At 53.6% G+C, this 12,550-nt stretch carries 18 protein-coding genes; all 18 read left to right on the plus strand.

Annotated features, from left to right (window positions below; genetic code table 11):
• The first annotated feature begins 23 nt into the window (after nt 1-23).
• The 18 genes from rplV (at nt 24) to map (ending at nt 12,509) form a co-directional block, all read left to right on the plus strand.
• Complete coding sequence (gene rplV / locus HMPREF2756_RS05580; RefSeq protein WP_048779667.1) at nt 24-389, plus strand: 50S ribosomal protein L22; 366 nt, start codon at nt 24-26, stop codon at nt 387-389.
• Nucleotides 390-1,187: a 30S ribosomal protein S3 gene (gene rpsC, locus HMPREF2756_RS05585; protein ID WP_004005280.1), complete on the plus strand. Its 798-nt coding sequence runs from the start codon at nt 390-392 to the stop codon at nt 1,185-1,187. It begins immediately after the preceding gene.
• Nucleotides 1,188-1,604: a 50S ribosomal protein L16 gene (rplP, locus tag HMPREF2756_RS05590; RefSeq protein ID WP_004005279.1), complete on the plus strand. Its 417-nt coding sequence runs from the start codon at nt 1,188-1,190 to the stop codon at nt 1,602-1,604.
• Nucleotides 1,605-1,609: 5 nt separating this feature from the next.
• Complete coding sequence (rpmC, locus tag HMPREF2756_RS05595) at nt 1,610-1,849, plus strand: 50S ribosomal protein L29 (protein WP_013397613.1); 240 nt, start codon at nt 1,610-1,612, stop codon at nt 1,847-1,849.
• Nucleotides 1,846-2,118: a 30S ribosomal protein S17 gene (gene rpsQ, locus HMPREF2756_RS05600; protein WP_004005278.1), complete on the plus strand. Its 273-nt coding sequence runs from the start codon at nt 1,846-1,848 to the stop codon at nt 2,116-2,118. Before rpmC ends, rpsQ begins: the two co-directional genes overlap by 4 nt.
• Nucleotides 2,119-2,424: 306 nt before the next feature.
• The gene (locus tag HMPREF2756_RS05605) at nt 2,425-4,419 is read left to right on the plus strand and encodes an S-layer homology domain-containing protein (protein ID WP_070619174.1); all 1,995 of its coding nucleotides are present in this window, start codon (nt 2,425-2,427) and stop codon (nt 4,417-4,419) included.
• Between the two features lie 999 nt (nt 4,420-5,418).
• Nucleotides 5,419-5,790, plus strand: a complete 372-nt coding sequence (gene rplN / locus HMPREF2756_RS05610) for a 50S ribosomal protein L14 (protein ID WP_004005276.1) — start codon at nt 5,419-5,421, stop codon at nt 5,788-5,790.
• Between the two features lie 3 nt (nt 5,791-5,793).
• Nucleotides 5,794-6,129, plus strand: a complete 336-nt coding sequence (gene rplX / locus HMPREF2756_RS05615; RefSeq protein WP_048754762.1) for a 50S ribosomal protein L24 — start codon at nt 5,794-5,796, stop codon at nt 6,127-6,129.
• Nucleotides 6,129-6,689 carry a 50S ribosomal protein L5 gene (rplE, locus tag HMPREF2756_RS05620; RefSeq protein ID WP_004005274.1) on the plus strand — a complete coding sequence of 187 codons (561 nt, stop codon included), beginning with the start codon at nt 6,129-6,131 and terminating at the stop codon, nt 6,687-6,689. The genes rplX and rplE overlap by 1 nt, the downstream gene beginning before the upstream one ends.
• 73 nt (nt 6,690-6,762) lie before the next feature.
• Nucleotides 6,763-7,161: a 30S ribosomal protein S8 gene (gene rpsH / locus HMPREF2756_RS05625; protein ID WP_004005273.1), complete on the plus strand. Its 399-nt coding sequence runs from the start codon at nt 6,763-6,765 to the stop codon at nt 7,159-7,161.
• A gap of 27 nt (nt 7,162-7,188) precedes the next feature.
• Nucleotides 7,189-7,725 (plus strand): 50S ribosomal protein L6, encoded by a 537-nt coding sequence (gene rplF, locus HMPREF2756_RS05630; protein ID WP_004005272.1) that lies wholly within the window; start codon nt 7,189-7,191, stop codon nt 7,723-7,725.
• A 2-nt stretch (nt 7,726-7,727) separates the two neighbouring features.
• Nucleotides 7,728-8,090, plus strand: coding sequence for a 50S ribosomal protein L18 (gene rplR, locus HMPREF2756_RS05635; protein WP_004005271.1), 363 nt, complete (start codon nt 7,728-7,730; stop codon nt 8,088-8,090).
• A 29-nt stretch (nt 8,091-8,119) separates the two neighbouring features.
• A complete protein-coding gene (gene rpsE / locus HMPREF2756_RS05640) occupies nt 8,120-8,761 on the plus strand; it encodes a 30S ribosomal protein S5 (RefSeq protein WP_172461391.1) in 642 nt (213 codons plus the stop codon).
• Nucleotides 8,761-8,967: a 50S ribosomal protein L30 gene (gene rpmD / locus HMPREF2756_RS05645; RefSeq protein WP_004005265.1), complete on the plus strand. Its 207-nt coding sequence runs from the start codon at nt 8,761-8,763 to the stop codon at nt 8,965-8,967. The genes rpsE and rpmD overlap by 1 nt, the downstream gene beginning before the upstream one ends.
• A 1-nt stretch (nt 8,968) precedes the next feature.
• A complete protein-coding gene (rplO, locus tag HMPREF2756_RS05650; protein WP_013397609.1) occupies nt 8,969-9,415 on the plus strand; it encodes a 50S ribosomal protein L15 in 447 nt (148 codons plus the stop codon).
• Nucleotides 9,416-9,687: 272 nt separating this feature from the next.
• Nucleotides 9,688-10,995, plus strand: a complete 1,308-nt coding sequence (gene secY, locus HMPREF2756_RS05655; protein ID WP_013397608.1) for a preprotein translocase subunit SecY — start codon at nt 9,688-9,690, stop codon at nt 10,993-10,995.
• On the plus strand, nt 10,992-11,555 hold the full coding sequence (locus HMPREF2756_RS05660) for an adenylate kinase (RefSeq protein ID WP_048754761.1): 564 nt from the start codon (nt 10,992-10,994) through the stop codon (nt 11,553-11,555). Before secY ends, HMPREF2756_RS05660 begins: the two co-directional genes overlap by 4 nt.
• A 117-nt stretch (nt 11,556-11,672) precedes the next feature.
• The gene (map, locus tag HMPREF2756_RS05665; RefSeq protein WP_070619177.1) at nt 11,673-12,509 is read left to right on the plus strand and encodes a type I methionyl aminopeptidase; all 837 of its coding nucleotides are present in this window, start codon (nt 11,673-11,675) and stop codon (nt 12,507-12,509) included.
• The last annotated feature ends 41 nt before the right edge of the window (nt 12,510-12,550 follow it).

The following is a 12,550-nucleotide window of genomic DNA, read 5'->3' on the forward strand; positions in this document are numbered from 1 at the left end:
ATAAGACGAAAGAGAGATAGGCAATGGAAGCCAAGGCATCGGCGCGTTTTGTTCGCGTTACGCCTATGAAGGCCCGCCGTGTCGTCAACCTGATCCGTGGTAAGCAAGCGGAAGAGGCTCTGGCGATTCTGAAATTCGCACCCCAGGGTGCTTCAGAACCGGTATATAAAATCGTTGCTTCGGCAGTAGCAAACGCTCGCCAGAAGGCGACCCAGGAAGGTCTGCCGTTCCGCGAGGAAGAGCTGTTCGTCAGCGAAGCATTCGTGAATGAAGGTCCGACCATGAAGCGCATTCAGCCCCGCGCGCAGGGTCGTGCATACCGTATCAATAAGCGCACCAGCCACATCACCGTGGTAGTTGCTACCCCGGAGAAGGAGGAGGACCGCTAAATGGGTCAGAAAATTCACCCGAACGGTTTCCGACTGGGCATTACCACCGAGCACGTCTCCAAGTGGTTCGCTGATTCCAACAAGCCCGGCGAGCGTTACGCAGACTTCGTTCGCGAAGATGTGAAGATCCGCGAGCTTTTGGCAAAGAACCTGGATCGTGCGGGCGTTGCAAAGGTTGAGATTGAGCGTACCCGTGACCGTGTGCGTGTGGATATCCACACCGCTCGTCCCGGTATCGTCATCGGCCGTCGTGGCGCTGAAGCAGACCGCATCCGTGGCGAGCTTGAGAAACTGACCGGCAAGCAGATTCAGCTGAACATTCTTGAGGTTTCTAACCCCGATCTGTCAGCTCAGCTGGTTGCTCAGAGCATTGCAGAACAGCTTGCAGCGCGTGTTGCATTCCGCCGTGCTATGAAGAAGGCAATCCAGTCCGCACAGCGTGCAGGCGCAAAGGGTATTCGTATCCAGTGCTCCGGTCGCTTGGGCGGCGCTGAAATGTCCCGTTCCGAGTTCTACCGTGAAGGTCGTGTGCCCCTGCACACCCTGCGTGCGAACATCGATTACGGTTTCTTCGAAGCCAAGACTACCTTCGGTCGTATTGGTGTGAAGGTCTGGATCTACAAGGGCGACTTGACCGACAAGGAACTGGCAGCTCAGCAGGCAGCCAACAACCGTCGCGGCAACCGCCGTGATGGTGATCGCCGCCGCTCCGGTGGCCGTGGTCCCCGTCGTGAACGCCGCAACGAGAATGCTTCGGCAAACACCGAAGCCAAGACTGCAGAGAACGGTGAGGCATAAATGCTTATTCCCCGTCGAGTAAAGTTCCGTAAGCAGCACCACCCCAAGCGTCATGGTCTCGCAAAAGGCGGCACCGAGGTTAGCTTCGGTGAATGGGGCATTCAGGCTCTTTCGCCCGCATATGTGACCAACCGTCAGATTGAGGCTGCACGTATTGCAATGACCCGTCACATCAAGCGTGGCGGTAAGGTCTGGATTAACATTTACCCGGACCGTCCGTTGACCAAGAAGCCTGCCGAAACTCGTATGGGTTCCGGTAAGGGTTCACCCGAGTGGTGGGTCGCTAATGTTAAGCCCGGTCGAGTCATGTTTGAGATCGCCGGTGTATCCGAAGAGGTGGCTCGCGAGGCGCTGCGCCTGGCAATCCACAAACTCCCGATGAAGGCACGTGTTGTGCGTCGCGAAGGTGGTGAATAAGCGAGATGGCAGTTGGATCCAAGGATCTGAGCATCGATAAGCTCGCAGAGCTCTCCAACGAAGAGCTGGCTGCAAAGCTGAGCGAATCGAAGAAGGAACTCTTCAACATCCGTTTCCAGGAAGTCACCGGTCAGGCTAACGCTGGTCGCCGCCGCACCATCAAGCGTGATATCGCACGTATCTACACCGTGCTGCGTGAGCGCGAGCTCGGTATTCGTCCCGCAACCGAAGGTGAGTCCAAGTGAGTGAAGTAAAGAACGAAGAGCGCGGCTACCGTAAGTCCCGCCGCGGCTACGTTGTCTCCGACAAGATGGACAAGACCGTTGTCGTCGAGGTCGAGGATCGCGTGAAGCACGCTCTATACGGCAAGGTTATGCGCCGTAGCTCCAAGATCAAGGCACACGACGAGCAGAATGTCTGCGGCGTTGGTGACTATGTTCTGTTGGCAGAGACCCGTCCGCTGTCCGCTACCAAGCGTTGGCGTGTCGTGGAGATCCTAGAGAAAGCTAAGTAAGTGCCTAGGACTCTGCTTGAGCACTATACGAGGTAGGGCCTCTTCCCCCATAATTCCATGGGGGAGAGGCCCTACCTCTATGTTCTATACGTCTCTTATATGAAAGATGTGCAGATGATGAAACGAAATATATTCCAGTACTTTATGAAAACTTTACTTTTTGAATATGGTTGAAAATCCGCTCTAGTATTGCTTACTATCGAAGGTACGCTTACTAAGTAAAACCTATATTTGACGTGGTTTCGCTGATTAGTGAGCTTCTAGGGCGTTATGCCCCCGACACACTGCATACTGAGGAACACAGACATGACTCCTTCATCTAATCACGGCATATCTCGACCCACGCAGAGAGCGCTAGCATCTGCTGGAGCTGTATCGCTTGTGATGGCATCGTTAAGCGCGATGCCTGCATCGTTCGCTAACGAGCAACAGCCCGCTCCCCACGACAACAGTTCTGGTTGTCGTAATATTGCGATCACCGCTGATCGATACCAGGGGCTTCCGGGCGAATATCAGCTGGCATATTCCAACTACACCCGGAACCTTTATACAACATTCTCAAATGGACGTCCGCCCGTTTACACCGGCGGCATTGGAGTGTGGACAACCTACGGCGAAATCCCAACCCTCGATGAAGTGATGCTGCCGGGAACCGTAGATTTTGTACCCAGCGGGCAGACCGAAGCGACAAGTAAGCAACTTGCTTCTCCTGACGGTATTGCTATTGATGATGCACACGGTACTATCTGGGTAACCCAGACTCGTACCAACTCGGTAACCGTGTACGATCTGTACACCAAGAAGGAACTGTGGACCAGCTACGATGCGCAGAATCCGGAAAACGGGTCTGTATCGCGTCCTCGTGAGGTTAAGGTTGATGCGAAGTCAGGGAAAGCATTCGTTTCTGGTTCTGGCGGCGTTACTGTGTTCGACTTGAAGAGCCACCAGGTTATTCAGAAGATTAACTTTACTAGTTCCGATGGCTCTGCTGATACGGGCATGAATATGGAGCTGGATTCCGAAGGTGGTCGCCTCTACGTACCTTCGCTGAACTCAGGAACGCTGAAAGCTATCAATACCGAAACTCTCGCTGTTGAGCAGACCATTGAGCTGCATAAAGAAGTGGCAGACGCGCAGCTGCGTCCCTCCGATGTAACGATTGATAAGTCTCTGGGTGAAATCTATGTTTCGTCCCAGGGCGATATGGACCGCGAGACGAAAGTTTCTAAGGGGAACTCTGGTATCACGGTTTACGATTTGAAGACGGGCGAGTACAAGAAGAGCATTAATTTCGGGAAACAGACGCTGGCGATTACTGCCGACGAAGAGCATGACGTGGTTTATGCTACCGATTTTGCTACCGGAAAGATCGGCGTTATTGATGGCCGTACCGGCTCCATCACGCATGAGGTGAGCACGGGTGCAGAAGGCGGAGCTAACGACGTTCTCGTAACCCCCGAAGGCGAAGTCTACGCGGTTGTCAGAGACAAGTTTGCTGATAACGTGACGACGGGGTACACGCTGGATCCCACCACCGGTAAATTTAAAGAGGCGGCAAGTGCTGAACCCAAGGGTGAGAACGGCGCAGATACTCCGATCACGGTAAATTCTCTTGTCAAGATTACTCCGACGTTTACTGCTGTTCCAAATATTCCTCAGTGCGATCCTGCGCAGACTCAGCAGGTTGTCGCCACGACTTCAACAGCAGGTGCTGTATATCCTAGGGGCACCAGCACAGTTCCCGTGCAAACCAAGACTGATACCCCCGTTTTCTCGGATGTTCCTGAAGGTTCTCCCTTTTACGCCGATATTCAGTGGTTGGCGCATCAGCGGCTTTCTTTTGGGTGGGCTGATGGTACCTATCGTCCCCAGCAGACGGTAGATCGTGGGGCTATGGCGGCGTATTTTTACCGTCTAGCGGGTTCTCCCGAGGTAGCACTTCCTGAGATTTCACCTTTTAAAGATGTCGATTCGTCACATCCTTTCTACAAAGAGATTGTGTGGATGTCCCAGCAGGGCATTACAACTGGGTATGAGGATGGAACTTATCGTCCCGGCATATCGGTAGATCGTGGAGCAATGGCGGCTTTCTTCTTCCGTTATGCGAAGGTGACAAACTATGAAGCACCGCAGACTCCTCAGTTCAAGGACGTCGATCGCAATAATCCGTTCTACCGCGAGATTTCCTGGTTTAAGGACCAGCACATCACGACTGGCTGGGGTGACGGCACTTTTCGTCCGAACGAGCCTATTCAGCGTGCTGCGATGGCGGCTTTCATCCACCGATTCGCTGTCAAATAAATAAGAGGCGACACAAGCGAGTACGCGGTTACCGAGGCGGTGCTTACCCCCCCCATGTTCGTGGGGTAAGCACCGCCTTGTTACTGTTATTTGGAGTATTCGAAGTATATCCATTGCTCAGGTGAACGTGAGCATAAGAGAGCCATGATCTTGAGTGAGTGCCGCTGCTATTTGCCTAAATAGTAGAGAATAACGCCGCGACCTTCGACGGTGGCGGCGTTATTTGACAGTTAAAAGCGGTTCGGCTCCTGCAGACGGACTAGCAAGGAATATGGGACCCAAGAAATCTGTCTGATAAGAGCCGAACCTGTAAAATGACGCAAGCGTCTTAACCATTATGATGCAAACTGTTAGATTTTGCATCATGTTCGCGAGTAAAAGAGAAAAAATCTTGTTAATTCATGAAGTTATCTACCTTTATATCCGTAATGTGTCTAATATGCAGGTACACGAGTCTTAAGCGTCACGAGCCAGTTTCATTCAGGAAGTACAGAGCTGCGGGTGTTTTATGGATTATGTTGCGTTATGGTGCTGGTAGGAACTTACCTAAGGGGAACCTGAAGAGTCTGACAATGATACTCCCGATGCGACGGTTAGGGTGACCGCAAGGTGGTGCCATTCAGTGGATACCCCCGCACTGTCTTCTAATAACCTGAGAATGTATGCATTGAAGCCCGATATGATGCGCTATGCCTCACGATAAATCCTTTGAAATATCAGGAAAATTCCGGTAAAGTTTTAAGACTGTGTGGCTATACCCAGATATAGTCTCATAACCACGGGTTTCTCGTGCCAGTGCATAATGCCGCTATAACGGGTGGATACGCCCGCTTACGCGGGTCCAAATGTTCCTGGCATGGGTTACCCCAGGCGTTTCCGCTAACCCGCGCATCCTTATGATGCTGTGGGCCCGGGGCGTCAATCAATCCCGTAAAAATGTTCCGCAAGGCTGGCTCGCGCCTGAAGGCGAGTCGGAACCGGCGAGACGACAGGAGAAATATGATTCAGCAGGAGTCGCGACTGAAGGTCGCCGATAACACTGGTGCGAAGGAAATCCTGACCATCCGTGTGCTTGGTGGTTCCTCGCGTCGCTACGCAGGCATCGGCGATATTATCGTCGCAACCGTCAAGGATGCAATTCCTGGCGGCACTGTTAAAAAGGGTGACGTTGTGAAAGCAGTCGTCGTCCGTACCAAGAAGGCAACCCGTCGCGCAGACGGATCCTACATCAAGTTCGACGAGAACTCAGCAGTTATTCTGAAGAACACTGATGGTGATCCCCGTGGTACCCGTATCTTTGGTCCCGTTGGTCGTGAACTTCGCGATAAGAAGTTCATGAAGATTGTTTCGCTGGCTCCGGAGGTGCTCTAACTTATGGCTAAGATCAAGTCCGGCGACCTGGTTCAGGTTATTTCCGGTGCAGACAAGGGTAAGCAGGGTAAAGTTCTGAAGGTTATCCCCAGGGAAAACCGCGTGATTGTTGAGGGCGTTAAGGTCGTCACCAAGCACACCAAGGCAAACCCCGTAACCGGCGCAGCAGGCGGTATTCAGAAGGTGGAGGCACCGATTCACGTTTCGAACGTGGCAATCGTTGATCCTGAGACCGAGAAGCCGACCCGTGTTGGTTTCCGCGAAGAGACTGTAGAGCGTAATGGCAAGCAGCGTACCGTTCGCGTGCGCGTTGCTAAGCGTTCGGGGAAGGATATCTAATGAGCGAGACCAAGATTACCCCCCGCTTTAAGACCAAGTACGCTGAGGTTGTCGTCCCCGCGCTGCAGGAAGAGTTCAAATACCAGAACGTCATGCAGACCCCGAAGTTCGTTAAGGTCGTTGTAAATATGGGTGTTGGCGAGGCAGCTCGCGATGCAAAGCTCATGGACGGCGCTATCCGCGATCTCACCGCTATTACCGGTCAGAAGCCGGTTGTAACCCGTGCCAAGAAATCCATCGCACAGTTCAAACTGCGTGAAGGCATGCCAATCGGCGCACACGTTACCCTGCGTGGCGACCGCATGTGGGAGTTCCTGGACCGCCTGGTTACCCTGGCTCTGCCCCGTATCCGCGATTTCCGCGGTCTTTCCGATCGCCAGTTCGACGGTAACGGCAACTACACCTTCGGCCTCACCGAGCAGTCCATGTTCCACGAAATCGATCAGGATTCGATCGACCGCGTGCGTGGTATGGATATCACTGTGGTGACCAGCGCCAAGACCGACGATGAAGGCCGTGCCATGCTTAAGGCACTGGGCTTCCCGTTCAAGACCAACTAACGACTACGTTGCAGGTCCAGAGTCTGTTACCGCAGATTAGGGAAACCGCAACGAGGAAGGGCTACAGCCCAAAATGACTATGACTGATCCGGTCGCAGATATGCTGACCCGTTTGCGCAACGCAAACTCCGCATACCACGACACCGTATCTATGCCCTACTCGAAGCTCAAGGCTCGCATCGCCGAGATCCTGAAGGCTGAGGGCTACATTGCCGATGTTAAGGAAGAGGAAGCAAAGGTTGGCAAGACCCTGACCCTCGTTCTTAAGTACGGTCCGTCCCGCGAGCGTTCTATCGCTGGCGTGCGTCGTATTTCCAAGCCGGGCCTGCGTACCTACGCAAAGTCCACGAACCTGCCTCGGGTTCTGGGTGGTCTCGGTACCGCTATTCTGTCCACCTCCTCGGGTCTGCTCACTGATAAGCAGGCTGCGAAGAAGGGTGTGGGCGGCGAAGTTCTCGCCTACATCTGGTAGTCGGTTAGAAGAGAAAGGAAGAGAAGAATGTCACGTATTGGACGTCTCCCCATCTCGGTTCCAGCCGGCGTTGAGGTAAAGGTCGATGGCAACCTGGTGACCGTTAAAGGTTCCAAGGGTGAGCTAAGCCACCAGGTGGCTTCCCCCATTACTGTTGCTCTAAACGACAATGAAATCGCGGTATCGCGCCCGAACGACGAGCGTGTTTCTCGCTCGCTGCATGGTCTGACTCGTACCCTGATTCAGAACATGATTATCGGTGTGACCAACGGCTATGAGAAGAAGCTGGAAATTGTTGGTACCGGTTACCGTGTGACCGCGAAGGGTAACGACCTGGAATTCGCTCTAGGTTACTCCCACCCGATTAGCGTTTCTGCACCCGAAGGTGTTTCCTTCGCCGTGGAAGGCGCTAACAAGCTGACCATTTCGGGTATCGATAAGCAGCTCGTCGGTCAGGTTGCAGCAAACATTCGTGGTCTGCGTAAGCCCGATCCCTATAAGGGCAAGGGTGTTCGCTACGCAGGTGAGCACATCCGCCGCAAGGTCGGAAAGGCTGGTAAGTAAACATGGCTATCAAGTCGAAGGCATCGCAGCGTGCACGCCGTCACGCTCGCATCCGCAAGTATGTTTCGGGTACCGCTGCGCGTCCGCGCCTGTGCGTCACCCGTTCGAGCCGTCACATGTTCGTTCAGGTTATCGACGATGTCAAGGGCGTGACCCTGGCATCCGCCTCCACTATGGAAGCAGAGCTTCGTGCCGCAACCGATCTGGACAAGACCGCTAAAGCAAAGCGCGTTGGTGAGCTTGTAGCAGAGCGCGCTAAGGCAGCCGGTATTGAAACTGTCGTGTTTGACCGCGGCGGCAATAAATACCACGGTCGTGTTGCAGCAGTTGCTGATGGCGCACGTGAAGGAGGTCTGGCACTCTAATGAGCGAACAGAACGTAAAGGAAACTCAGGTGAGCGAAGCAGTAGCAGCTGAAACCGCTGAGACTTCCAAGCAGCGCGAAGAGCGCCGCAACAACCGCGGCGAGCGTCGCGGTCGCGGTGATCGTAAGAACCGCGCACGCGAGGAGGAAAAAGATAAGTACATCGAGCGCGTGGTAACCATCAACCGTGTGTCCAAGGTCGTCAAGGGCGGTCGTCGCTTCAGCTTCACCGCTCTGGTCGTTGTTGGTGACGGTAATGGCATGGTCGGCGTTGGCTACGGCAAGGCTAAGGAAGTTCCAGCAGCTATTGCCAAGGGTGTTGAGGAAGCTAAGAAGAACTTCTTCCGTGTGCCCCGCATCGAGAACCGCACTATTCCCCACCGCGTACAGGGTGAGGAAGCAGCAGGCGTTGTGATGCTCCGCCCGGCAACCGCTGGTACCGGTGTGATCGCTGGTGGTCCGGTGCGTGCAGTGCTCGAAGCAGCAGGTATCCATGATGTGCTGTCGAAGTCTCTCGGTTCCTCGAACCAGATCAACATTGTTCACGCAACCGTTGCAGCACTCAAGCAACTGGAAGAGCCTCTGGCAGTTGCAGCCCGTCGTGGTCTGCCCAACGATGAGGTTATCCCCAGCTACCTGCGCAACACCAAGTCCGATAAGGCAGGTGCGTAATGGCTAAGCGTATTCAGCCCAGCGACGCAAAGCTGGAAATTACCCAGGTTAAATCCTATGTTGGTCAGAAGCAGAATATGCGCGACACCCTACGTTCCCTCGGTCTGAAGCGCCCGGGCAACAAGGTAGTGCGCACTGCCGACCCCGTCACCGTTGGCATGGTTAACACCGTTGCTCACCTGGTGAAGGTTGAGGAGGTCAAGTAAGATGGCAGACGCTATCAAGATTCACGATCTGCGCCCGGCACCGGGTGCCCACAAGGCAAAGACCCGCGTAGGCCGCGGTGAAGGCTCCAAGGGTAAGACCGCAGGTCGCGGTACCAAAGGTACCAAGGCTCGTTACCAGGTTCGTCCCGGCTTCGAGGGCGGTCAGCTTCCGTTGCACATGCGCCTGCCGAAGCTGCGCGGATTCAAGAACCCGTTCCGTACCGAGTACCAGGTTGTTAACCTGAAGCGCATTCAGGAACTGTTCCCCGAAGGTGGCGAGGTCACCGTCGAGGCCCTAGTCGCTAAGGGCGCCGTTCGTAAGAACGAGCTTGTGAAGGTTCTGGGCGACGGCGACATCACCGTCAAGGTGAACGTTGTGGTTGATAAGGCTTCTGCATCCGCAATCTCTAAGATTGAGGCGGCAGGCGGTTCTGTAACCGTTAAGTAGTCTTCAGACTCACTAGATGGCTCCCGCACATGAGGCGGGGGCCATCTTCTTTGAGCAGCAAGAGTCTGCATTAAAGCTTTTATGATGTATTTAACGTCTCAGAAATTCTAGAAAATTCATCTTAAATAACGCTCACAGAATACAAAATACACATATCTCGCGCCGTGGTTATCGACAACACCGGTGAACAGGCTAGACTGGAAGGTATGTGTTTAGCGTGTTCCTAACATCTGTGTTAGCGAATACATACCCCAAGATCTTCAGGAGGACATGTGCTTAGCGCGTTCGGGCGAGTCATTAAGACCGCCGACCTGCGACGTAAGCTGCTGTTTACCCTAGGCATGATTGTGCTGTACCGTATGGGCACCTTCATTCCCGCTCCCGGTATTTCCTACGGCACGGTTCAGCAGTGTCTTAACGCCAACCAAACTCACGGTGGCGCCTACGACATCATCAACCTGTTCAGCGGTGGTGCACTCCTACAGCTTTCTATCTTCGCGCTGGGCGTGATGCCCTACATTACGGCAAGCATTATTATTCAGCTGTTGCGCGTGGTCATTCCTCGTTTCCAAGAGCTACACGATGAAGGGGCTCAGGGACAGGCCAAACTCACTCAATACACCCGTTATCTCACTATCGCTCTTGCGCTTCTCAACGCGACCACGATTGTGTCTATGGCACGCTCTGGCGTGCTTCTGGGGAACTGCCCCGGTATTATCCCGCAAGACGATGTGCTGCACATCCTGGTTATTATCATTACTCTGTGTGCCGGTACCGGCGTCATCATGTGGATGGGCGAGCAGATTACTGAGCGCGGCGTAGGCAATGGCATGTCTTTGCTTATTTTCACCTCAATTGCTTCCTCGTTCCCGAATGCTCTGGGCTCCATCCTGGAACAGCAGGGTCCGTTCGTCTTCTGGTCCGTATGCCTTGTGGGCCTTGCCGTGATGCTTGCGGTGGTCTACGTGGAGCAGTCTGTACGCCGCGTTCCTGTGCAATACGCTAAACGCATGATTGGTCGCCGTACTATTGGCGGCACCAGTACCTATATTCCGCTCAAAGTCAATATGGCAGGCGTTATTCCCATCATTTTCGCCTCCTCACTGCTGACTTTGCCTGGTATTATCGCGCAGTTCAATACCCCACAGGGTGGTGCAGCACCCCCCGAATGGGTGAACTGGGTAAATACTTACCTTACGAGGGGCGATCATCCGCTGTACATCGCTCTGTACTTCCTGCTGATTCTTGGATTCACGTATTTCTATGTTGCGGTGACTTTCGATCCGGTCGAGGTTGCAGACAATATGAAGAAATATGGCGGCTTTATTCCGGGTGTTCGCGCGGGTAAGCCCACTGAACGTTACCTCAGCTATGTGCTAACCCGCATTACACTTCCGGGTTCGCTTTACCTCGCTGTGGTTTCCATGATTCCGCTTGTTGCGTTGGTTCTCTTCAACGCAAACCAGAACTTCCCGTTCGGCGGTGCATCGCTGCTGATCGTGGTGGGTGTTGGTCTTGATACTCTCAAGCAGGTCAGCGCCCAGCTTCAACAACGAAACTATGAAGGATTGCTTCGATGAACCGTCTTCTGATCATAGGTCCTCCCGGTGCCGGTAAAGGCACTCAGGCCGTCAAGATCGCTGAGGAGCTGAAGATTCCCGCGATTTCGACCGGCGATATTTTCCGGAAGAACATTAAGGAAGAGACCGAGCTCGGTAAGGAAGCGAAGTCGTATATTGACTCCGGCAACCTCGTGCCCGATTCTGTTACGAACAATATGGTGCGTGCTCGCCTTGACGAAGCCGATGCGGCACACGGTTTCCTTCTCGATGGATACCCCCGCAACATCGCTCAGGTTCACGAGCTTGATGCTATCCTTGCGGATAAAAACCAGCAGATTGATCGTGTACTTTTGCTCGTTGCAGATAATGATGAGCTTGTTGCCCGACTGCTCAACCGAGCTGCCGAGCAGGGGCGCACCGACGATAATGAAGAGGTCATTCGCCATCGCTTGAAGGTGTACGAAGAAGAGACCGCACCGCTGATCGCGAAGTATCGTGAACGCGGTATCGTCAAAGAGGTTGATGGTCTAGGTGAGATTGCCGACGTGACCGAACGTATTCTTAAAGCCCTATCTTAGGGATATACAGTATAAGCTGCGCCTCCGTCATCGTGCGGGGGCGCAGCTGCATGAACGCACTGCCGCAGTAATGGTGATACGGCAATGCTCTTAGGACTCAGAACGAGAAGGAACCCTATGGCACGTGTAGAGGTCAAAACTAATACCGAATTACACCACATGTCGCGCGCAGGCATTATAACCAGCCGTGCGTTGGATGAGGCAGTTGCGGCTGCAAAGCCCGGAGTGAGTACCGCAGAGCTCAATAAAGTTTTCGAGCGCAGTCTAGAAGAACAAGGCGGAATCTCGAACTTTTATGGTTATTATGACTACCCTGCAAGTATCTGCACCTCTGTGAATCATGAGGTGGTACATGGCATACCCGGTGACTATATCCTTCAAGACGGCGATATTATCTCCATTGATGGAGGCGCCTATATTATTGACCCGGCTACTAAGAAGCAGTGGCACGGCGATTCTGCACGAACTGTATTGGTTGGAAATACTTCACAGGCCCGCCGAGACCTATCCGATATAACCCGGGAAGCCCTCTGGCACGGTATCGCAGCACTGGCACACGCAAAGAAAATCGGCGAGGTTGGGATTGCAATCGAAGAATTCGTGCGCAGCGAAACCGGGAATACATACGGTATCATCGAAGACTATGTAGGCCACGGCATCGGTACCCACATGCATATGGCGCCCGACGTGCTGAACTACGCCGCCCGTGATCTCGGCCCAAAAATTAAACCTGGCATGGCATTTGCAATCGAACCCATGCTTGTAACGGGGAATACCGATACCACCGTACTTGAGGATGACTGGACAGTCATTACAACCGATGGATCGGATGCCTGCCAATGGGAGCACTCGGTTGCCGTGCATCGAGATGGCCTGTGGGTTCTAACCGCAGAAGATGGGGGAGCCTCTGAACTGGCACGCTTCGGCATTATCCCCGTACCGATTCCTAAGTAGCATCTGCCCATTTTGGGGTGTGCATCCTTGACAATCATCGA

It is taken from the genome of Rothia sp. HMSC067H10, assembly GCF_001810635.1.
In the GTDB taxonomy this organism is placed as follows: domain Bacteria; phylum Actinomycetota; class Actinomycetes; order Actinomycetales; family Micrococcaceae; genus Rothia; species Rothia dentocariosa.

What these genes read in the sequence shown, in the direction of transcription:
- rplV (WP_048779667.1), top strand. Translation starts at nt 24, where the DNA reads ATGGAAGCCAAGGCATCGGCGCGTTTTGTTCGCGTTACGCCTATGAAG.
- rpsC (WP_004005280.1), top strand. Translation starts at nt 390, where the DNA reads ATGGGTCAGAAAATTCACCCGAACGGTTTCCGACTGGGCATTACCACC.
- rplP (WP_004005279.1), top strand. Translation starts at nt 1,188, where the DNA reads ATGCTTATTCCCCGTCGAGTAAAGTTCCGTAAGCAGCACCACCCCAAG.
- rpmC (WP_013397613.1), top strand. Translation starts at nt 1,610, where the DNA reads ATGGCAGTTGGATCCAAGGATCTGAGCATCGATAAGCTCGCAGAGCTC.
- HMPREF2756_RS05605 (WP_070619174.1), top strand. Translation starts at nt 2,425, where the DNA reads ATGACTCCTTCATCTAATCACGGCATATCTCGACCCACGCAGAGAGCG.
- rplN (WP_004005276.1), top strand. Translation starts at nt 5,419, where the DNA reads ATGATTCAGCAGGAGTCGCGACTGAAGGTCGCCGATAACACTGGTGCG.
- rplX (WP_048754762.1), top strand. Translation starts at nt 5,794, where the DNA reads ATGGCTAAGATCAAGTCCGGCGACCTGGTTCAGGTTATTTCCGGTGCA.
- rplE (WP_004005274.1), top strand. Translation starts at nt 6,129, where the DNA reads ATGAGCGAGACCAAGATTACCCCCCGCTTTAAGACCAAGTACGCTGAG.
- rpsH (WP_004005273.1), top strand. Translation starts at nt 6,763, where the DNA reads ATGACTATGACTGATCCGGTCGCAGATATGCTGACCCGTTTGCGCAAC.
- rplF (WP_004005272.1), top strand. Translation starts at nt 7,189, where the DNA reads ATGTCACGTATTGGACGTCTCCCCATCTCGGTTCCAGCCGGCGTTGAG.
- rplR (WP_004005271.1), top strand. Translation starts at nt 7,728, where the DNA reads ATGGCTATCAAGTCGAAGGCATCGCAGCGTGCACGCCGTCACGCTCGC.
- rpmD (WP_004005265.1), top strand. Translation starts at nt 8,761, where the DNA reads ATGGCTAAGCGTATTCAGCCCAGCGACGCAAAGCTGGAAATTACCCAG.
- rplO (WP_013397609.1), top strand. Translation starts at nt 8,969, where the DNA reads ATGGCAGACGCTATCAAGATTCACGATCTGCGCCCGGCACCGGGTGCC.
- HMPREF2756_RS05660 (WP_048754761.1), top strand. Translation starts at nt 10,992, where the DNA reads ATGAACCGTCTTCTGATCATAGGTCCTCCCGGTGCCGGTAAAGGCACT.
- map (WP_070619177.1), top strand. Translation starts at nt 11,673, where the DNA reads ATGGCACGTGTAGAGGTCAAAACTAATACCGAATTACACCACATGTCG.